This is a genomic window from Streptomyces sp. NBC_00986, assembly GCF_045162565.1.
In the GTDB taxonomy this organism is placed as follows: domain Bacteria; phylum Actinomycetota; class Actinomycetes; order Streptomycetales; family Streptomycetaceae; genus Streptomyces.
Map to the genome: position 1 here is coordinate 117,293 of NZ_CP108733.1, position 19,949 is coordinate 137,241.

16 protein-coding genes are annotated in these 19,949 nt (G+C 70.5%); 6 read left to right on the forward strand and 10 right to left on the reverse strand.

The window, feature by feature from the left end:
* Positions 1-94 precede the first annotated feature (94 nt).
* Entirely contained in the window at positions 95-1,315 is a 1,221-nt protein-coding gene (locus OG504_RS00360) for an acyltransferase family protein (protein WP_405987812.1), read from the forward strand.
* A 231-nt stretch (positions 1,316-1,546) separates the two neighbouring features.
* A complete protein-coding gene (abc-f, locus tag OG504_RS00365) occupies positions 1,547-3,205 on the forward strand; it encodes a ribosomal protection-like ABC-F family protein (RefSeq protein WP_405987813.1) in 1,659 nt (552 codons plus the stop codon).
* A gap of 138 nt (positions 3,206-3,343) precedes the next feature.
* Here the strand turns inward: abc-f and hsaA are convergent, their stop codons facing one another.
* Both hsaA and OG504_RS00375 read right to left on the reverse strand, forming a co-directional pair.
* A complete protein-coding gene (hsaA, locus tag OG504_RS00370; RefSeq protein WP_405987814.1) occupies positions 3,344-4,513 on the reverse strand; it encodes a 3-hydroxy-9,10-secoandrosta-1,3,5(10)-triene-9,17-dione monooxygenase oxygenase subunit in 1,170 nt (389 codons plus the stop codon).
* Positions 4,514-4,576: 63 nt separating this feature from the next.
* A complete protein-coding gene (locus OG504_RS00375; protein WP_405987815.1) occupies positions 4,577-4,963 on the reverse strand; it encodes a DUF6059 family protein in 387 nt (128 codons plus the stop codon).
* Between the two features lie 175 nt (positions 4,964-5,138).
* Here OG504_RS00375 and OG504_RS00380 point away from each other — a divergent pair, with 175 nt between their 5' ends.
* The 3 genes from OG504_RS00380 to rfbB are packed head-to-tail and all read left to right on the forward strand — an operon-like array spanning position 5,139 to position 8,027.
* Positions 5,139-6,386, forward strand: coding sequence for a class I SAM-dependent methyltransferase (locus OG504_RS00380; protein WP_405987816.1), 1,248 nt, complete (start codon positions 5,139-5,141; stop codon positions 6,384-6,386).
* Positions 6,387-6,393: 7 nt separating this feature from the next.
* Entirely contained in the window at positions 6,394-7,038 is a 645-nt protein-coding gene (locus OG504_RS00385; RefSeq protein ID WP_405987817.1) for a dTDP-4-dehydrorhamnose 3,5-epimerase family protein, read from the forward strand.
* Positions 7,035-8,027, forward strand: coding sequence for a dTDP-glucose 4,6-dehydratase (rfbB, locus tag OG504_RS00390; RefSeq protein ID WP_405987818.1), 993 nt, complete (start codon positions 7,035-7,037; stop codon positions 8,025-8,027). Before OG504_RS00385 ends, rfbB begins: the two co-directional genes overlap by 4 nt.
* 74 nt (positions 8,028-8,101) lie before the next feature.
* On the opposite strand, the gene OG504_RS00395 is transcribed toward rfbB, so the two are convergent.
* Positions 8,102-9,106 carry a Gfo/Idh/MocA family protein gene (locus OG504_RS00395; RefSeq protein WP_405987819.1) on the reverse strand — a complete coding sequence of 335 codons (1,005 nt, stop codon included), beginning with the start codon at positions 9,104-9,106 and terminating at the stop codon, positions 8,102-8,104.
* Between the two features lie 240 nt (positions 9,107-9,346).
* Here OG504_RS00395 and OG504_RS00400 point away from each other — a divergent pair, with 240 nt between their 5' ends.
* Positions 9,347-10,753, forward strand: coding sequence for an NDP-hexose 2,3-dehydratase family protein (locus OG504_RS00400; protein ID WP_405987820.1), 1,407 nt, complete (start codon positions 9,347-9,349; stop codon positions 10,751-10,753).
* Between the two features lie 14 nt (positions 10,754-10,767).
* Here OG504_RS00400 and OG504_RS00405 read toward each other — a convergent pair whose 3' ends face one another.
* The 7 genes from OG504_RS00405 to OG504_RS00435 form a co-directional block, all read right to left on the reverse strand.
* Positions 10,768-11,748: an NAD-dependent epimerase/dehydratase family protein gene (locus OG504_RS00405; RefSeq protein ID WP_405987821.1), complete on the reverse strand. Its 981-nt coding sequence runs from the start codon at positions 11,746-11,748 to the stop codon at positions 10,768-10,770.
* A 51-nt stretch (positions 11,749-11,799) separates the two neighbouring features.
* Complete coding sequence (locus OG504_RS00410; RefSeq protein WP_405996222.1) at positions 11,800-12,867, reverse strand: glucose-1-phosphate thymidylyltransferase; 1,068 nt, start codon at positions 12,865-12,867, stop codon at positions 11,800-11,802.
* A 69-nt stretch (positions 12,868-12,936) separates the two neighbouring features.
* Positions 12,937-13,092: a hypothetical protein gene (locus OG504_RS00415; RefSeq protein ID WP_405987822.1), complete on the reverse strand. Its 156-nt coding sequence runs from the start codon at positions 13,090-13,092 to the stop codon at positions 12,937-12,939.
* 67 nt (positions 13,093-13,159) lie between these two features.
* Positions 13,160-14,611, reverse strand: a complete 1,452-nt coding sequence (gene ahcY / locus OG504_RS00420; protein WP_405987823.1) for an adenosylhomocysteinase — start codon at positions 14,609-14,611, stop codon at positions 13,160-13,162.
* Positions 14,601-15,458: a methylenetetrahydrofolate reductase [NAD(P)H] gene (gene metF / locus OG504_RS00425; protein ID WP_405987824.1), complete on the reverse strand. Its 858-nt coding sequence runs from the start codon at positions 15,456-15,458 to the stop codon at positions 14,601-14,603. Before metF ends, ahcY begins: the two co-directional genes overlap by 11 nt.
* Positions 15,455-18,955 carry a methionine synthase gene (gene metH, locus OG504_RS00430; RefSeq protein WP_405987825.1) on the reverse strand — a complete coding sequence of 1,167 codons (3,501 nt, stop codon included), beginning with the start codon at positions 18,953-18,955 and terminating at the stop codon, positions 15,455-15,457. Before metH ends, metF begins: the two co-directional genes overlap by 4 nt.
* Positions 18,952-19,935 carry a carbohydrate kinase family protein gene (locus OG504_RS00435; RefSeq protein ID WP_405987826.1) on the reverse strand — a complete coding sequence of 328 codons (984 nt, stop codon included), beginning with the start codon at positions 19,933-19,935 and terminating at the stop codon, positions 18,952-18,954. Before OG504_RS00435 ends, metH begins: the two co-directional genes overlap by 4 nt.
* Between the last annotated feature and the right edge of the window lie 14 nt (positions 19,936-19,949).

A 19,949-nucleotide genomic window follows, 5' to 3' on the forward strand; every position in this document is an offset into this window, starting at 1 on the left:
CGCGCCGCCGCACCCGCGCCCCGCAGTGACCCCTTCCCCGGTCTCCCGTGCCCCCAGTACCCCCATACCCAGCGACGGATTCGGAGCCAGCACCATGACAGACACGACCCTGCAACGCCCGGGTACCGGGCGTCCTGGAGACCTTCCGGGAGGTGCCGCACCGGCGGCCCGGCAGACCCATGTGGCCGCCCTCGACGGGCTGCGCGCCCTCGCCGTGCTCGCCGTGATCCTCTACCACACCGGTCAGCTGAAGTTCGGCTGGCTCGGCGTGCCGATGTTCTTCGTGCTCAGCGGCCACTTCATCACCCGGACGCTGCTCTCCCACCCGGAGCTCAGCCGGGCCCAGCGGGCCAAGAACTTCTTCCGCAACCGGCTGCTGCGCCTGGCCCCGCTGTACTTCCTGTTCGTCGCGGGGCTGACGGTCGTCGCACTGGTCGGCGGCGACAAGATCCTCACCCGCGACCTGCCGTACCTGTGGACGTGGACGTGGAACCTGTCCGCGATGCTGCACGACTTCCAGCCCACCCCGATGGTGCTGTACGCCCAGGTGTGGTCACTCGGCGTGGAGGTGCAGCTGTACGTGGTCTGGGCCCTGCTCGCCTTCTTCCTGCCGCGCCGCTGGTTCGTGCGCGCCTCGGTCGTTCTGGCGTTCGCCGGCCCGCTGCTGCGCTGGGGCGTGTGGCTGCTCATGGACGCCACGCACTTCCCGATCAAGCCGCTGCAGGCGATGGTCGTCTACTGCTCCCCCGCCTCGTACCTGGACGTGTTCGCGATCGGTGCGTGCACCGCGCTGCCCGAGGTCCGCAAGCACCTGGCCGGTTTCGCCAAGGCCGCCGTCGCCCTGTTCGCCGTCGTGACCGCCGCACTGGTCGCCCAGGGCTTCGCCGACGGCAAGGGTTTCCGCAGCGACCTCGGCTACCCGGTGCTGCTCGCCTCGGACTACGAATGGGTGTGGAAGTACTCGGTCGCCGGGCTGTTCTTCGGTGCGGTGCTCTATTTCGCGGGCAACGAGGGCAGGCTCCAACGCGTCCTGTCCTGGCGGCCGTTGGTCCGGGTGGGCCTGATCTCGTACGGCATCTACCTGCTGCACATGGTCATCCTCGGCCGGCTGTTCGAGCTGCACGCGCCGACCGTGCACGGCTGGGCCTGGGCCGACGTGGGCATCGCGGCGATCGGCATCCCGGCCGCCTATCTTCTCGCCGAGGCGAGTTACCGCTGGGTGGAGAAGCCCTTCCTCAAGCGCAAGAAGGGGTCTCTGGCCCAGCAGCTGGCCGTCGACCCGGCACAGCCCCCGAACGTCTCCGTGACCGTCTGAGGCGGTCTGCCGAGCGGCGCCCGTCGGACCTTTCCTCCCCGTCCGACGGGCGCCGGCATGCGAGAAAACAGGTGGTGCGGCCACCGGTCCCGGCCTACTCTCGTCCCATGGGTATCTACTTCCTGTGATTCTCGTCGCCGGACGCGAGGACGCCTCCGGCAAGCACCCCGTGCCGGCCGGCCGCTGCCGCCGGCTCTCTCCTCAGTGCTGACGAGAATCAGGAGAATCCTTTTGCGTACCCACCGACCGTCATCCCCCGCCCAGCTCACACTGAACGACGTCACCAAGTGCTACGGCGACCGGATCGTCCTCCACGACGTGTCCCTCACCATCCGCCCCGGCGAGAAGGCGGCCGTGGTCGGCGACAACGGCTCCGGCAAGTCCACGCTGCTACGGCTGATCGCGGGCGTGGAACGGCCGGACGGCGGCGACCTGACCGTCGAGGCGCCCGGCGGCCTGGCCTACCTGGCCCAGACACTCGGCCTGCCGCCCGGTGCCACGGTGCAGGACGCCATCGACCACGCCCTGGCCGAACTGCGCGCCCTGGAGGCGGAGATGGCCGCGGCCGAGGAGAGGATGGCCGCGCTCTCCGCCGAGGAACTGGCCGCGTACGGCGCACTTCGGGCCGAGTTCGAGGCCCGGGGCGGTTACGGCGCCGACACACGGGTCGACATCGCCCTGCACGGTCTCGGGCTGCCCGGCCTCGAGCGCGGCCGCCGCCTGGACGAGTTGTCGGGCGGGGAGCGTTCCCGGCTCGCCCTGGCCGCGACCCTGGCGTCCGGCCCGGAGCTGCTGCTGCTCGACGAACCCACCAACGACCTCGACGACCGGGCAACGGCCTGGCTGGAGGACCGTCTGCGGCGCCATTCGGGCACCGTGGTGGTCGTCACCCACGACCGGACGTTCCTGGAAGCCGTCGCCCACACCGTCCTGGAGGTGGACGACGCCGCGCACACCGTGCACCGCTACGGCAACGGCTATGCCGGCTACCTGTCCGCGAAGGCCGCGGCCAGGGCCCGCTGGGAACAGGAGTACGAGGACTGGCTGACGGAGATCGACCGGCAGCGGCGGCTGTCCCGGACCGCGGGTGCCCAGCTCGCCACGATCGGCAAGCGGGTCGCGCTCAGCAACGGCGGGTCCGGCGCGGCACGGCCCCGGGCGACGTCCACGGGCACCTCGCACAAGGTCCGCAACGCCAACGAACGGCTGCGCCGGCTGCACGACGAGCCGGTGCCCCGTCCTCCGGATCCGCTGCACTTCAGCCGGGCCGTCCGCACCACGGATGACGGCGAGCTCGCGCAGGGACCGGCCGTCGAGCTGAGGGACGTCGTGGTCGGTGACCGGCTGCGGGTGGACGATCTGCGGCTCGCCCCCGGGGAACGTCTGCTGGTGACCGGCGCCAACGGAGCGGGCAAGACGACTTTGCTGAGGGTCATCGCCGGGGAACTGCCGCCCGGGCGGGGCTCGGTGACGCGTCCGCGGGCCGTCGGCCATCTGCGCCAGCTGGAGACGGCCGGGCTCCCGGGGCAGACGGTCCTGGAGGCCTTCGCTCACGGCCGGCCCGGGCTGCCCGAGGAGTACGAGGAGGAGCTGCTGGCCCTCGGCCTGTTCCGCCCCGAGGCGCTCACCGCTTCGGTGGATACGCTGTCGACGGGGCAACGGCGCCGCCTGGCCCTGGCCAGGCTGGTGGTCCGCCCGGTGGACCTGCTGCTGCTGGACGAGCCGACCAACCATCTGTCGCCGGTCCTGGTCGAAGAGGTGGAACGGGCTCTCGCGGACTACGCCGGCACTCTCGTCGTGGTCAGCCACGACCGCCGGTTGCGGGCGTCGTTCCGGGGCACCCGCCTCGAACTGCAGGCGGGCCGCGTCCTGATCCCGCAGCCGGCCTGAGCGGCGCGAGGAATCCGACCGCGGCCCGGGCTCCTCCCCCGCGCCGTTGGCGTCCCGTTCCGGCCGAGCCGTCGCCTTCGGCCGGAACGGGCAGTCTGCCGTTGTCCCACGCGGCGCGGGGTGCCGCACCGCGTCCGGTCACACCATGGTTTCCCGCACGTCGATGCCCAGAGCCTCCTGTGCGAAGGGAAGCTGGCCGCGCTGGGAGTCGTTGGCGGCGTGCCCGCGCGCGGTGTGCACGTCCCGCCAGGCACGCTGCAGTGCACCGGAGCCGGTCCGCATGGCGTTTCCGCCGGCGTGCGCCATCAGCAGGTCGACGGCCTCCATCGCCCGCTCCGTGGCCCGTACCTGGTCCCGCCGGGTGCGTGCGCGCAGGGCAAGTGAGGGTCGCCCGCCGCGCTCGGCGCACGCGGACAGCTCCTCGATGTTCCCGATCAGCCCGCGCCAGGCCGCGTCGATGTCGCCGCTGCCGCGGGCGATCCGCAGCAGTCCCGCCGGGTCGAGGTCACCGGGCCGCGCCGTGCCCTCGGCGATCCGCGCGCGCAGCACCGCGCAGTGGTCCCGGTAGGCGGCCTCCGCGATGCCTACGGCCGGCGCGGCGACCGCGGTGGTGAACATGGCGGGGAACGGCACCCGGTAGAGGGGCTCCGGGTTGAGTTCCCAGCCGGGAAAGACATGGCCGTCGGGCACACCGACCTCGACGGTGCGGTGGGCAGGGACGAACACGTCCTCGACGAGGATGTCGTTGCTGCCGGTGCCGCGGAGCCCGACCGTGTCCCAGTTGGCCTCGACGCGGCAGTCCGCGCGCGGCAGCAGGAACGCCCTCATCCCGGGCGGCCCGGCCTCTCCCCGCGGCACCAGGCCGCCCAGGAGCACCCAGGTGGCGTGGTCGGATCCCGAAGAGAACTGCCAGCGCCCGCTGAGCGTGTAGCCGCCGCCCACTGCGGTCGCGGTGCCCGAGGGGGCGTACGACGAACAGGCCAGGGCGGTGGGGTCGTCGTCCCACACGTCGTGCTGGGCCCGTGGGTCGAACAGTGCCACGTGCCACAGGTGGATGCCGAAGACGGACGCCACCCAGCCGGTCGAGCCGCAGGCGGCGGCGAGTTCACGGACGGCGGTGAAGTGTGCCTGGGGCGCGGCGGCGAGCCCGCCGCGGGCGCGCGGCACAAGCAGCCGGAAGAATCCGGTCTCCCGCAGTTCCTTGACGGTGACGTCCGGGATCCGGCACGCCGTCTCGCTCTCCTCGGCACGCGCCCGGATCTGCGGCACCAGCTCCCGCACGGCGGCCAGGACCTCGTGCACGGTCATGGGCGGTCCTTCCTGTCGGCCCGGTGGTCGCCGCCAGGCTCCGGCCGCCCGCTCGAATCGTGGTCAACTCTGCGTCGGGCCGCGGCCGCCGCTCCGGTGACCGGGCCACAGTTCGCGCGCCAGCTGCTGCTCCGCCTCGGACAGCGGCACGCCCTTGCACAGCCGCTCGGGGTGTCCCTCGGGCAGCCCGCGCAGCCCTGGCGACAGCAGCAGCCTCTCCGACAGCCACGGCGTCGCGGGCCAGTCGCTCCAGCCCGCGCCCCGGTAGAGGCCGTAACAGCCGTACAGCGCCGCGGAATCGGCCCGTTGGTCGACGTGGCCGACGAACATCGCGCCGTAGGCCATCAGGCTTCGCCAGACGGGCGCCAGGACGTAGTCGGCCAGGACGCGCCTGATCCACATGGCGCTCGTGGCGCGCCCGCTCCGGGCCCGCCCTGAAGGGGACAGCATCCGTTTCACCTCAGTCCTCCGCACCTTGGCTCCTGGATCGCTACAGAAGGTTCCGGGAGGTGCTCGTGCCGTGGTGGAGCGGCAGTGGGCCGACCACTGGTCGACCGTTGCTCGAGGGTTTCCTCCCCACAATGGGGCGCCGCGCGGGTCAGACCCGTTCCTCGATGGAGGTCACATGAAGATCGACAAGTGCCGCATCTGCGGCAACCGTTCGCTGGTGCCGGTGCTGGACCTGGGCCGGCAGGCTGTCACCAGCATCTTCCCCAAGACGCGCGAGGAGGAGATCCCCGCTGTTCCGCTGGAGCTCGTCAAGTGCTCGGCGCCGGACGGCTGCGGTCTGGTGCAGCTGCTGCACACGACGGACTTCTCGCTGATGTACGGGGACCACTACGGCTACCGGTCAGGTCTCGGCGAGTTCATGATCCGTCATCTGCAGGGCAAGGCGGCCTCCCTGATGGAGCTGACGGGAGCCGGTCCGGGTGATCTCGTCGTGGACATCGGCAGCAACGACTCCACGCTGCTGCGCGGCTACCCCTGCGCCCCGGACGAGCGGCCGGACCTGGTCGGCATCGACCCGACCGGCGGCAAGTTCCGCGCGTTCTACCCCGAGCACACCGAGCTCATCACCGAGTTCTTCTCCCGCAAGGCCTTCACCGACCGGTTCGGGAACCGTCGCGCCAAGATCGTCACCTCGGTCGCCATGTTCTACGACCTGCCGCGTCCCCTGGAGTTCATGCAGGACGTCCACGACATCCTCGCCGAGGACGGCGTCTGGCTGATGGAACAGAGCTACATGCCGGCGATGCTGGAGGCGACGGCCTACGACGTCGTGTGCCACGAACACCTCGAGTACTACGCGCTGCAGCAGATCGAGTGGATGGCCGGGCGCGCGGGGCTGAAGGTCGTCCACGCCGAACTCAATGACGTCTACGGCGGCAGCCTGTGTGCCGTGCTCGCCCGGCAGGACTCCCCGCGCCCGGTGGACGAGACGTCCCTGGAGCTCATCCGTGCCCGGGAAGCCGCGCTTCGCCTGGACACGATGGCACCGTACGAGGCGTTCGCCTCCCGGGTGCGGCGCTACCGCGAGGAGCTGGTGGAGTTCCTCGACACCTCACGCAAGGAAGGCAAGCTGACCCTGGGCTATGGGGCATCGACCAAGGGCAACGTGATCCTGCAGTACTGCGGACTCACCGCGGACGACCTGCCCTGCATCGGCGAGGTCAACGAGGAGAAGCACGGCGCCTTCACCCCGGCCACCAGGATCCCGATCGTGTCCCAGGAGGAGGCGAGGTCCCGCCGGCCCGACCAGCTCCTCGTCCTGCCCTGGATCTACCGGGACGGGTTCGTGGAGCGGGAGCGCGCGTACACGGCCGGTGGCGGCAAACTGGTCTTCCCGCTGCCCGTCCTCGACGTCGTGCGGTGAGGCGGCCGTGACCACGCACGCCGAACGGATCACCGAGGTCGCCGGCACCCAGGTCCGTGCGCTCGCCGTCGAGGGATGTTTCGCGTTCACCCCGCAGGTCCACCGGGACGAGCGCGGGGTCTTCGTCTCGCCCCTGCAGGACGAGGCCTTCGTCGCTGCTGTCGGCCACCGCTTCCCCGTGGCCCAGACCAACCACAGCAGGTCGGCCCGGGGCGTGCTGCGTGGCATCCACTTCACCACGATGCCGCCCGGCCAGGCCAAGTACGTCCACTGCGCCCGGGGCAGGGCCCTCGACATCGTGGTCGACCTGCGTCTGGGCTCGCCCACTTTCGGAGTCTGCGACACCGTGCGGATGGACACGAGGACGTTCCGCTCGGTGTACCTCGCGGAGGGGGTCGGTCACGCCTTCCTGTCCCTGAAGGACGACACGGTGATGTCGTACCTGGTGTCCACCCCCTACCGGGCCGAGCTGGAGCAGGCCATCGACCCGTTCGATGGCACGCTCGGCCTGCCCTGGCCGAAGAACGTGGAGTTCACGCTCTCCGCACGGGACCGTGCCGCGGTCTCCCTGGCCGAAGCCGAAGCTCTCGGCATGCTCCCGCGCTACGCGGACTGCCGGGCCGGCCTTGCCGACGCAAGCGGGACGCGATGACGGCGGCCCGCATCCTGGTCACCGGTGGAGCGGGATTCATCGGCTCGCACTACGTGCGTACGCTGCTGGGTCCGCAGGGCGACCCGGCCGTCCGGATCACCGTGCTCGACAAGCTGACCTATGCGGGCAGCCTCTCCCATCTGGCGCCGGTGCGGGACTGCGGACGGCTGTCGTTCGTCCGGGGCAGCATCAACGACGCCACGCTCGTAGACGCCCTGGCCGCCGAGCACGACCAGGTGGTCCACTTCGCCGCCGAGTCCCACGTCGACCGGTCCATCGAGAGCTCCACGGATTTCGTGCAGACCAATGTGGCCGGGACGCACACGCTGCTCGACGCGGCGCTGCGCCACGGGGTGGGCACCTTCGTGCACGTCTCCACCGACGAGGTGTACGGGTCGATCGACACCGGGTCCTGGCCGGAGACGGACCCGATCAGCCCCAACTCGCCCTATTCCGCGACCAAGGCGTCCAGCGATCTGCTCGCGCTGGCCCACCACCGCACGCACGGTCTCGACATACGGGTGACGCGCTGCTCCAACAACTACGGTCCGTACCAGTTCCCGGAGAAGCTCGTCCCGCTGTTCATCACCGCCCTCCTCGACGGCGGCACCGTTCCGCTGTACGGCGACGGCGGCAACGTGCGGGACTGGCTGCACGTCGATGACCATGTGCGCGGAATCGAGCTGGTGCGGACCCGGGGCCGGGCGGGTGAGGTCTACAACATAGGCGGCGGCACCGAGCTCTCCAACAGGGAGCTGACCGGCCTGCTCCTCGAAGCATGCGGAGCCGGCTGGGACAGCGTGCGGCACGTCACCGACCGCAAGGGGCACGACCGCCGGTACTCGGTCGACTGCACCAAGATCACCGAAGAACTCGGCTACCGCCCGCTCACGGACTTCGTCGCCGGCCTCGCCGGGACGGTGGCCTGGTACCGCGACAACCGCGCCTGGTGGGAACCGCTGCGCCGGCGGCCGGCGCCAGCGGCATGATCCGCCCGGGAGAGGCACCAGCGGGTGTCTCTCCCGAACTGCGCGGCCGCCACGTCCCGCGGGCCGGGTTCGTCTCAGAGCGCGGCGGCCGCGCGCATCGCGGTCAGCAGATCGGCCTGGGCCAGCAGGTCCGTGTGGTCGTGGGCGTCCGTGCCGCCGGCGCGCACGGTGCGTACCGCGGCGGCGAACTCAGCGAGCGTCCGCACGGCCTGGTCCGCGGCGGCCGCCTCGACCGGCTCCGTGCCCCCCGAGCGCTCCAGCAGAATCCGCGGGCCCTCGTCGGCCGGCGGGGTGAACGCCCGGTCGACAGTGATCCGGCCGGCGCTGCCCCACACCTGGTAGGCGCTGCGGTACGCGTGCTCCATGCCGAAGGTCAGCTGCGCGGTGACGCCGTCGGCACGGCGCAGCAGGGCCGCGCCGGCGGTGTCGACGCGGCGTCCGGCGCCGACGGACAAGGTCGCGCCGACCGTCTCCAGACCGGGGCCGAGCAGATGGACCGCCGCCCGCACCGGATAAAGCCCCACGTCCCACAGGGCGCCGCCGCCGAGTTCCGGGTCGTGACGGATGTCCGTGTCGGCGCGAGCGGGAATGGCGAACACCGCGTGCAGAGCGCGCAGTTCGCCGATGGCCCCCGCGGCGAGGAGCCGACGTACCACGGCGTGCTGCGGGTGGTGGACAAACATGACGTTCTCCCGCAGCACCAGACCGCGCCGCTGGGCCAGCGCCAGTAGCTCCCGGGTGCGACGGGGGTCGGTGGTCAGCGGTTTCTCGGCCAGGACGTGCTTGCCCGCGAGCAGCGCCGCCTCGACCCACTGGTCGTGCAGCGCGACGGGCAGCGGGAGGTACACGGCGTCCACGCCGTCGTCCGCGAGGAGGTTCGCGTAGCCGGCGACCGGGCGGCCGCCGTGGCGGCGGGCCATGGCGGCGGCGGTGTGGGCCGAACGGCTGCCGACGGCGGCGAGTTCGACGTCCGGCGCGGCCGCCATCGCGGGCATCATGCGGCGGCGCGCGATCTCGGCACAGCCGAGGACGCCGAAGCGCACGGGGGCGGCGGGTGGCACGGGCGGGTGGTACCGCATGGCGGCGACTCCAGTCGTGCGGTGCGTCGGTGCACGGCGAAGGACGGGCGGTGATCCGGTCCACGGCGGCTCGTTCCCGGGTCGAGGTGGCGTCGAGCCGCTTCCCTGAGAGTGAGATGGACCGCGGTCCATCGGACACGACCCGGTGCCCGCGCGATCGGGCGGCCCTGGGCATTCTCGGCTGACGCCCCTCGCTCCGGGCTTGAGTCCTGGAAGATCCCCCAGCAGAGAGGTCCTCACATGTTCTCCGACACGGCAGAGTTCCACGACTGGTTCACGCAGCGGTGCCGCGTCAACTCCTACAAGGTCACCAAGGTTCCGCTGGACCGTCTGGACGGCTGGTCGGTGGAGAAGGACTCGGGAAACCTCACACACCGCAGTGGACGGTTCTTCTCCGTCCAGGGCCTGGACGTGACGGATTCGGGCCGCGCCGTCGACGCCTGGCAGCAGCCCGTGATCGTCCAGCCGGAACACGGCATCCTAGGGATCCTGGTGAAGGAGTTCGACGGGGTGCCGCACTGCCTGCTGCAGGCGAAGATGGAGCCGGGCAACATCAATCTGGTGCAGCTGTCGCCGACGGTCCAGGCCACGAAGAGCAACTACACACGGGTGCACGGCGGCCGTCCGGTGGCCTACCTCGAACACTTCGTCGCGCCACGCACGGGACGTGTGCTGTTCGACGCGCTCCAGTCGGAGCAGGCGTCCTGGTTCCTCGCCAAACGCAACCGCAACATGATCGTTCTGACCGACGAGGACGTGCCCGTCCTGGACGACTTCTGCTGGCTGTCGTTCGACCAGATCGCCGAACTGCTGCAGATCGACGATCTGGTGAACATGGACACCCGTACCGTGCTGTCCGGTGCGGTGGCCCTGCGACCCCGCCCCGCCGCCGGCGAGGACGGCAGTTTCTCGGCGGCTCTGGTGGACTCTCTTCGTCCGCAGGCCCGTTCGTTGCACGACACGACCGATCTGCTGAGCTGGTTCACCGAGGCCAAGGGCCGGGCAACCCTGTCGCGTCGCCTCATCCCGTTGTCCGAGGTGCGTGACTGGTCGGCCGCGGACGGGGTGATCGCCCACGACGAGGGACGGCACTTCACCGTCCTCGGCGTGGCGGCCGAGGCTCCCAGCCGTGAGGTGGCCGGCTGGACGCAGCCCATGTTCGCGCCCCGCAGCCGAGGCGTGATCGCCTTCCTGGTCCGCCGGGTGGCCGGAGTGTTGCATCTGCTGGTGCAGACCCGGGTGGAAACCGGTGCGCTGGACCGCATCGAGATGGCGCCCACCGTGCAGTGCCAGCCGGCGGACTACGCGGGACTGCGGGCCGGACGGCCGGCGTTCCTCGACGAGGTGCTGTCGGCATCGGCGAGGCAGATCCGCTTCGACGCCCTGCAGTCCGAGGAAGGCGGTCGCTTCTACCACGCGCACAGCCGCTACCTGCTCATCGAGGTGGACGAGGACTTCCCGCTGGAGGTACCGCCGGAATTCGCCTGGATGACGGTGCGTCAGCTGATGGATTTCGTCCGCTTCGGCAGCCACCTCAACGTGGAGGCGCGCAGTCTGCTGACCCTCCTCGGTTTCCTGCCCGCCGACGCGCAGCGCGCAGCGACGGCCTTCGAGCCCGACCGGCTGCTCCTGCCGGCGGTCGCGTAGCGGCGGGCCGGCGCTCAGCCGGCACCGCCGGCGACGGCGTCCGTGCGCACGGTGTCCCACATCGCCCGCACGGACGCCTCGATGCCGTACCGCGGGCGCCAGCCGAGCAGCCGCCGGGCGCGGGAGGGATCAACCATGATCCAGTCGCCGCCCTGGCCGACGATCTCGCCGCGCCGGGTACGGACGACCTCGGGCGGCAGCCCTGTGGCCGCGACCAGTGTGCGTACCAGTCCGGCGATCTCCGGGGCTTCTCCCCGGCCGACGTTGACCACCGGCCCGAGGGCGTCGTGCCGCGCCGGGCGCGGGCGGCACGCCGACCGGACGACCGCGTCGGCGGCGTCGCGCACGTCGACGTAGTCACGGCGGGCGTCCGCGACGGTCAGTTCGATCCGGGTGTCGGGGCCGGCTTCGGCGAGCCGGAACGCGAGGGACCCGAGGAAGCTCTGCCGGGCCGGGTGCGGGCCGATGGTGTTGGCCATGCGCAGCACCGTGGCGTCGACGGTGCCGTCCTGCACCGCGTCCAGGACCAGTCTGGAGGCGGTGAGCTTGGCGCGTGGGTAGGGGGCCTGCGGCTCGGGGCGGGTCCGCTCGGTCACGGACGTGCCGTACGGACACGGGCCGTACTCGTGGATGGTGCCGAGCTGCACCAGCCGGGGGCGCTGGGGTGCCGGCATCAGGCGCAGCGCCTCCAGCAACCGCTCGACCAGCCCGACGTTCACGGCGAGCAGGTCGTCGCCCCAGCCGAGGGTCGCGTTGACCACGACGTCGGTTCTGCGGGCCGCGAGGAGGCCGGCGAGCCGCTCGGGGTCCGTGGCGGCGAGGTCCAGTGGTTCGAACCGGTGCGCGGCGAGGTGCTGTGCCGGTCTGCGGGCCACGGCCAGTACGTCGCTGCCCCTGGCGGCGAACGCCGTGCACAGATGGCGGCCCACGCAGCCGGTGGCGCCGAGGACCGCCACCCGGGCAGGAGGAGCGAAGGAGTCGATGGGGGACCTCAAGAACGCACTCCGTCCGGGATGTCGGCGGTTCGGGGTGGCGCCCGGCGGGCGTCAGGACGCGATCTGCACTTCGCTGTGGTCACCGAGGATCAGCCGGTTGGTGGAGGGTATGTGCAGTGCGGGGGTCACCGTCACGTTGCGGCCGATGAGAGAGCCGTGGACGCGGCCCACTCCCTCGAGGCGCGAGTCGGACAGCATGATCGAGAACTCGATCTCGCCGTTCTCCACCCGGCAGTTGTCACCGATGGAGGTGTAGGGGCCGATGTACGAGCCGCTGACCAGCGTCCCGGTGCCGATGACGGCGGGGCCGACGATGCGCGAGCCCCGAATCCGGGCACCGGCCTCGATCCTGACCCGGCCGATGACCTCGCTGTCCGTGTCCACCACGCCGTGGGTGCGCGCTTCGACGGTTTCCAGCGCGGTCCGGTTGACCTCGAGCATGTCAGTGACGTTCCCGGTGTCCTTCCAGTAGCCGTGGATCGTCGTGGACCGCACGTCACGGTGCTCGTCGATGAGCCACTGGAGGGCGTGGGTGATCTCCAGCTCGCCCCGCCAAGAGGGTTTGATGGACCGCACGGCCTCGTGCACGGCCGGAGAGAAGAGGTAGACGCCGACCAGTGCGAGGTCGCTCCTGGGCTGCTGCGGTTTCTCCTCCAGGCTCACGACCTGGCCGTCGGCGCCCAGTTCGGCGACGCCGAAGGCGGCCGGGTCGGGAACCCGGGTGAGCAGGATCTGGGCATCCGGACGCTGGGTGCGGAACTCCCTCACCAGATCGGCGATGCCGCCGACGACGAAGTTGTCACCCAGGTACATGACGAAGTCGTCGTCGCCGAGGAACTCCCGTGCGATCAGGACCGCGTGGGCGAGGCCGAGCGGTGCCTCCTGGCGTATATAGGTGACTTGAAGGCCGAAACGGGAGCCGTCGCCGACGGCTTCCTGGATCTCCCGGGCCGACTCCCCCACCACGATCCCGACCTCGGTGACACCGGCCTGTGCGATGTCCTCCAGCACGTAGTAGAGAACAGGTTTGTTCGCCACCGGCACCAGCTGCTTGGGCGCGGTGTGGGTGATGGGCCGCAGACGGGTGCCCGAGCCTCCGGACAGGACCAGTGCCTTCATACCGGTGATGATGGGCCGCATCTCTCAAGTCCTCCTCGGGACCGGGTCGTCGCGTGCCGGAGGGGCACGTCAGTCGATGCCACGGACGATGTTCGGCTCTGCCGTGTCGTCCTCGTCGACACCGGCCAGACGCAGCGGCGGGGCTGCGGTCACGGGGAAGGCGACCACGGCCGGGGGGTCGGACTGGTCGGGACGGTGCACCGGGTACGTCTCGTTGTTGTGCACGTGGTCCTCCTGCGGTCGGGACCGGGCCAAGCCGGCGTCCCGGCCGGCCCGGCCTCGGTGGCAGTGCTCAGTAGCGGTAGTGGTGCGACTTGTACGGGCCCTCGACCTCGACGCCGATGTACGACGCCTGCTCGGGGCGGAGCGTGGTCAGCTTCACGCCGAGCGCGTCCAGGTGCAGACGGGCGACCTTCTCGTCGAGGTGCTTGGGCAGCACGTAGACGTCGGTCGGGTACTCCTCGGGCTTGGTGAACAGCTCGATCTGGGCCAGGGTCTGGTCCGCGAACGAGTTGGACATCACGAACGAGGGGTGGCCGGTGGCGTTGCCCAGGTTCAGCAGACGGCCCTCGGACAGCACGATGAGGACCTTGCCGTCGGGGAACGTCCAGGTGTGGACCTGCGGCTTGACCTCGTCCTTGACGATGCCCGGGATCTGCGCGAGACCGGCCATGTCGATCTCGTTGTCGAAGTGACCGATGTTCCCGACGATCGCCTGGTGCTTCATCCTGGCCATGTCCGCGGCCATGATGATGTCCTTGTTCCCGGTCGTGGTCACGAAGATGTCGGCCTTGTCGACGACCTCGTCCAGCGTCGTGACCTGATAGCCGTCCATCGCCGCCTGCAGCGCACAGATCGGGTCGATCTCGGTGACGATCACACGGGCACCCTGCCCGCGCAGCGACTCCGCACAGCCCTTGCCCACATCGCCGTAGCCGCAGACGACCGCGGTCTTGCCGCCGATGAGGACATCGGTGGCACGGTTGATGCCGTCGATCAGGGAATGACGGCAGCCGTACTTGTTGTCGAACTTCGACTTGGTGACCGCGTCGTTCACGTTGATCGCCGGGAACAGGAGGGTGCCGTCACGGTGCATCTCGTAGAGACGGTGCACACCGGTCGTGGTCTCCTCGGTCACGCCACGGATCTCCGAGGCGAGCCGGGTCCACTTCTGCGAGCCCTCGGAGATGGTGCGCTGCAGGACCTGGAGGACGACGCGGTGCTCGTCGGACTCGGCGGTGTCGAGGGAGGGGACCTTGCCGTCCTTCTCGTACTCGACGCCCTTGTGGACAAGCATCGTGGCGTCGCCACCGTCGTCCAGGATCATGTTCGGACCGCCGGTGGGAGTGTTCGGCCAGGTCAGCGCCTGCTCCGTGCACCACCAGTACTCCTCCAGAGTCTCGCCCTTCCAGGCGAAGACCGGGATGCCCTGGGGGTTCCCGGGCGTGCCGTCCGGGCCGACCGCGACGGCGGCGGCCGCGTGGTCCTGGGTGGAGAAGATGTTGCAGGACACCCACCGGACCTCGGCGCCCAGCGCGACCAGGGTCTCGATGAGAACGGCGGTCTGCACGGTCATGTGCAGCGAGCCCATGATCCGGGCGCCGGCCAGCGGCCGGCCGGCGGCGAACTCGCGGCGGATCGACATCAGGCCGGGCATCTCGTGCTCGGCGAGGGTGATCTCCTTGCGGCCGAACTCGGCCAGGGAGAGATCGGCGACCTTGAAGTCCGTGAAGTCAGCGGGCACTGAAGCTCCTAGAGGTCTGGAGGTTGCGGTGGATGTCGAGGGCGGCGGTGGACCGGTTGAGGGTGATGTAGTGCAGCCCGGGCGCCCCTTCGGCGAGCAGCCGGTCGGCCATGGCCGTGGCGTGTTCGACGCCGATGCGGTGGCCCTCGGCGGGGTTGTCGCGCGCGGCCTCCAGCCGGTGCGCCAGTGCCTCGGGGAAGGCGGCGCCGGACAGTTCGGCGAAGCGGCGGATCTGGCGTACGTCGGTGGCGGGCATGATCTCCGGGATGATCGGGATGTCGCAGCCCGCCGCGGACACCCGGTCACGCAGCCGCAGATAGTCCTCCACGTGGAAGAACATCTGGGTGACGGCGTAGTCGGCGCCCGCTCGGCACTTGGCGACGAAGTGCCGGATGTCGCTCTCCCAGTCCGGTGAGCGCGGGTGCCGTTCGGGGAAAGCCGCCACCCCGATGGTGAAGTCGCCCAGGGACCGCACCAGTTCGACGAGCTCTCCGGCGTATGTGAATCCCTGCGGATGAGGGATCCAGGGAGCGTTGGGGGCGCCGGGCGGGTCACCGCGCAGGGCGAGGACGTCGCGGATGCCCGCATCGGCGTACTGGCCGACGATGTGACGCAGTTCGGCCGCCGAGTGGCCGACGGCGGTGAGGTGGGCGACGGGCCGCAGAGTTGTCTCGGAGGCGATACGGCGGGTGACGGCGATGGTCCGGTCGCGGGAGGAGCCGCCCGCTCCGTAGGTGACGGACACGAAGTGGGGGCAGAGCGGCTCCACCCGGCGGATCGCGTCCCAGAGGGCGCGCTCGCCCTTCTCGGTCTTCGGCGGGAAGAACTCGAAGGAGAAAGTCGTCATGCTCGTCCTCCCGCGTTGAAGTAGCCGGCCTCGGGGTGGTGAACGACGATCGCGTCCGTGGACTGCTCGGGGTGCAGCTGGAACTCCTCGGAGAGGTGGACGCCGATGCGTTCCGGCTGGAGCAGGTCGGCGATCTTGGCCCGGTCCGCGAGGTCGGGGCAGGCCGGGTAGCCCAGCGAATAGCGGCAGCCCTGGTACTCCGTATGGAACATCGCATCCAGCGAATCCGGGTCCTCGCCGGCGAAGCCGAGTTCGGAGCGCACGCGCGCGTGCCAGTACTCGGCGAGTGCCTCGGCCAACTGGACGGACAGGCCGTGCAGTTCGAGGTAGTCGCGGTAGGAGTTCGCCTCGAAGAGCTTCGCGGTCTCCTCGCCGATGCGGTTGCCCATCGTGACGATCTGGAAGCCGACCACATCGGTCTCGCCGGACTCCTCCGGGCGGAAGAAGTCGGCCAGGCACAGACGCCGGCCGCGGCGCTGGCGCGGGAACGTGAAGCGGGTGCGCTCGTTGCCCTGCTCGTCCAGGATGATCAGGTCGTCGTCCTTGGACACACAGGGGAAGTAGCCGTAGACCACGGCCGCTTCGAGGAGGTTGTCGGTCTGGAGCCTGTCCAGGAGACCGCGCAGACGCGGGCGGCCCTCGGTCTCCACGAGTTCCTCGTACGTCGGGCCGTCGCCGGTGCGGGCCTGCTTGAGGCCCCACTGGCCCTTGAAGAGGGCGCCCTCGTCCAGCCAGGACGCGTACTCCTTGAGCTGGATGCCCTTGACGACCCGGGTGCCGCGGAACGGCGGAGTGGGGACCGGGTTGTCGACGGCGACGTCGGAGCGGACGTGGCCCTCCTCGGGACGCTCCTCGGCCTCTGAGACGGCCGCCGTCGCCCGCACCCGGCGCTGCTTCAGCTCGGGCAGCTTCGCCCCGGGCACGCCCCGCTTGACACCGATCAGGGCGTCCATCAGGCGCAGCCCCTCGAACGCGTCCCGGGCGTAACGGACTTCGCCCTCGTAGATCTCGTGCAGGTCCTGCTCGACGTAGGCCCTCGTCAGCGCGGCGCCGCCCAGGATGACCGGGTAATCGGCGGCCATCCTGCGCTGGTTGAGCTCCTGGAGGTTCTCCTTCATGATCACCGTGGACTTGACCAGGAGGCCCGACATGCCGATGACATCGGCGCGGTGCTCCTCGGCGGCCTCCAGGATCGCGGAGACCGGCTGCTTGATGCCGAGGTTGACGACGGTGTAGCCGTTGTTGGACAGGATGATGTCGACGAGGTTCTTGCCGATGTCGTGGACGTCGCCGCGCACCGTGGCCAGCACGATGGTGCCCTTGCCCTCCGCGTCCGACTTCTCCATGTGCGGCTCCAGATAGGCGACCGCGGTCTTCATCACCTCGGCGGACTGGAGCACGAACGGCAGCTGCATCTGCCCGGAGCCGAACAGCTCGCCGACGACCTTCATGCCGTCCAGGAGCGTCGCGTTGACGATGTCCAGGGCCGGGCGGGTCTCCAGCGCGGCGGCGAGGTCGGCCTCCAGGCCGTTCTTCTCGCCGTCGATGATCCGCCGCTTGAGCCGCTCCTCCAGCGGGAGCGCGGCCAGCTCCTCGGCCCGGCCCGCCGTCCGGGACTTCGTGGTGGCGCCCTCGAAGAGGGCCATCAGCTTCTGCAGCGGGTCGTAGCCCTCCGCGCGGCGGTCGTAGACCAGGTCGAGGGCCGTCTTCACCTCCTCCTCGGTGAAGCGGGCGATCGGCAGGATCTTCGAGGCGTGCACGATCGCCGAGTCCAGGCCCGCCTTGACGCACTCGTCGAGGAAGACGGAGTTGAGCAGGACGCGGGCGGCCGGGTTGAGGCCGAAGGAGATGTTCGAGAGGCCCAGCGTGGTCTGGACGTCGGGGTGGGCGGCCTTGAGGCGGCGGATCGCCTCGATGGTGGCGATGCCGTCGCCGCGGGACTCCTCCTGGCCGGTGCAGATGGTGAAGGTCAGGGTGTCGATGAGGATGTCCGACTCGTGGATGCCCCAGTTCGCCGTCAGGTCCCCGATCAGCCGCTCGGCGATGGCGACCTTGTGCTCCGGGGTGCGCGCCTGGCCCTCCTCGTCGATGGTCAGCGCGATGAGCGCGGCGCCGTGCTCCTGGGCGAGCTTGGTGACCTTCGCGAAACGGGACTCGGGGCCGTCGCCGTCCTCGTAGTTGACGGAGTTGATGACCGCGCGGCCGCCGAGCTTCTCCAACCCGGCCCGGATGACCGGGACTTCGGTGGAGTCCAGGACGATGGGGAGGGTGGAGGCGGTGGCGAAGCGGCCGGCGAGTTCCTCCATGTCGGCGACCCCGTCACGGCCCACGTAGTCCACGCAGAGGTCCAGCATGTGGGCGCCCTCGCGGATCTGGTCACGGGCCATCTCCACGCAGTCGTCCCAGCGGCCGTCCAGCATGGCCTCGCGGAACTTCTTCGAGCCGTTGGCGTTCGTGCGCTCGCCGATCGCCATGTAGGCGGTGTCCTGGCGGAACGGGACCGTCTGGTAGAGGGAGGCGGCGCCCGGCTCGGGCTGCGGGTGACGCTCGGTGGGCGCGGCCTCACGGACCCGCTCGACGAGCCGGCGCAGGTGCTCGGGGGTGGTGCCGCAGCAGCCGCCGACCAGGCTCAGGCCGTAGTCGCGGACGAAATTCTCCTGCGCGTCGGCGAGTTCGGGCGCGGTCAGCGGGTAGTGGGCACCGTCCGAGGTGAGGATGGGCAGGCCCGCGTTCGGCATGCACGACAGCCGGACACGGGAGTGGCGGGCCAGATAGCGCAGGTGCTCGCTCATCTCGGCCGGGCCCGTCGCGCAGTTCAGGCCGATCATGTCGATGCCGAGCGGCTCCAGCGCGGTGAGCGCGGCGCCGATCTCGGAACCCAGGAGCATCGTGCCGGTCGTCTCGACAGTCACCGACACGATCAGCGGCACCTCGTACCCGGCGATCTCCATCGCACGACGGGCGCCCAGGATCGACGACTTGGTCTGCAACAGGTCCTGCGTGGTCTCCACGATCAGGGCGTCGGCGCCACCCGCGAGCAGGCCCTCGGCATTCTGCTGGTAGGCGTCCCGAATCGCGGTGAACGTGGTGTGGCCGAGGGTCGGCAACTTGGTACCCGGCCCCATCGAGCCCAGCACCCAGCGCTGGCGGCCGTCCCGCGCCGTGTACTCGTCCGCCGTCTCCCGGGCGGCACGGGCACCGGCCTGCGACAGCTCGGCGACGCGTTCGGCGATGTCGTACTCGCCCAGCGCACTGAGGTTCGCGCCGAAGGTGTTGGTCTCCACGCAGTCCACACCCACGTCGAAGTACGCGGAATGCACCGAGCGGACGATGTCCGGACGGGTGACGTTCAAGATCTCGTTGCAGCCCTCCAGCTGCTGGAAGTCGTCCAGAGTGGGGTCCTGCGCCTGGAGCATCGTGCCCATCGCTCCGTCAGCCACCACCACCCGGGTGGCAAGGGCCTCGCGGAGCGCGGACGCGCGGTCGGCATTCGTCATGACACGTTCCCCAGCATCGGGGCGAGCTGACGTGCGGCGGCGTCGCCGTAGGTCTCTCGCGCGTCGGCGAGAAGCCGCACCGAATCCGTCTCGTAGGACTGCGAGCCCACCTCCGCCAGCGCGGCACCCGCCAGCGTGCAGCCCATCCGGGCAGCGGCATCAGGGGGCAGTCCGTGGCTGACGGCAGCGAGGAAGCCGGCGCGGAAGGCGTCGCCGACGCCGGTCGGGTCGGTGACAGGTACGCCCGTGAGCGCGGGGACGGCAAGGTCCGGCAGACCGGCCCGGGCGATGCGGGCCCCGCGCTCGCCGAGGGTGGTGACCCAGGTGCCGACCGCGGCGAGGACCTGCTGGTGACCGAGGCCGGTGCGCTCCAGCAGGAGTGCTGCCTCGTACTCATTGGTGAACAGCCACGCGGCGCCGTCGATCAGCTCGCGCACCTGCTCTGCGGTCAGCCGGGCCAACTGCTGGGAGGGGTCGGCCGCGAACGGGATGCCGAGTTCCCTGGCCTGCCGGGTGTGGCGCAGCATCGCCTCGGGGTCGTTCGGGGCAACGACGACGAGGTCGATGCCGCCGGCGCGGGCGACCACGTCCGCGAGGTCGATGTCCGCGGCCTCCGCCATCGCTCCCGCGTAGAAGGAGGCGATCTGGTTGGCGTCCTGATCCGTGATGCACGTGAAGCGCGCGGTCTGGCGCCGTTGGGACGCACGGACCGCGCCGGTGTCGACCTGGTGTTCCTTGAGCCAGACCTCGTAGTCCGCAAAGTCCGCGCCCACTGCCCCCACCAGCAGGGGGGCCAGTCCGAGACCGCCCAGGCCGAAGGCGATGTTCGCCGCGACCCCGCCCCGCCGTACCTCCAGGTCGTCGACCAGGAAGGACAGCGAGATCTGAGCGAGCCGATCGGGGATCAGCTGCTCCGTGAACCGGCCGGGGAAGACCATGAGATGGTCCGTGGCAATGGATCCTGTCACCGCAATACGCACCTGAACGCTCCCGT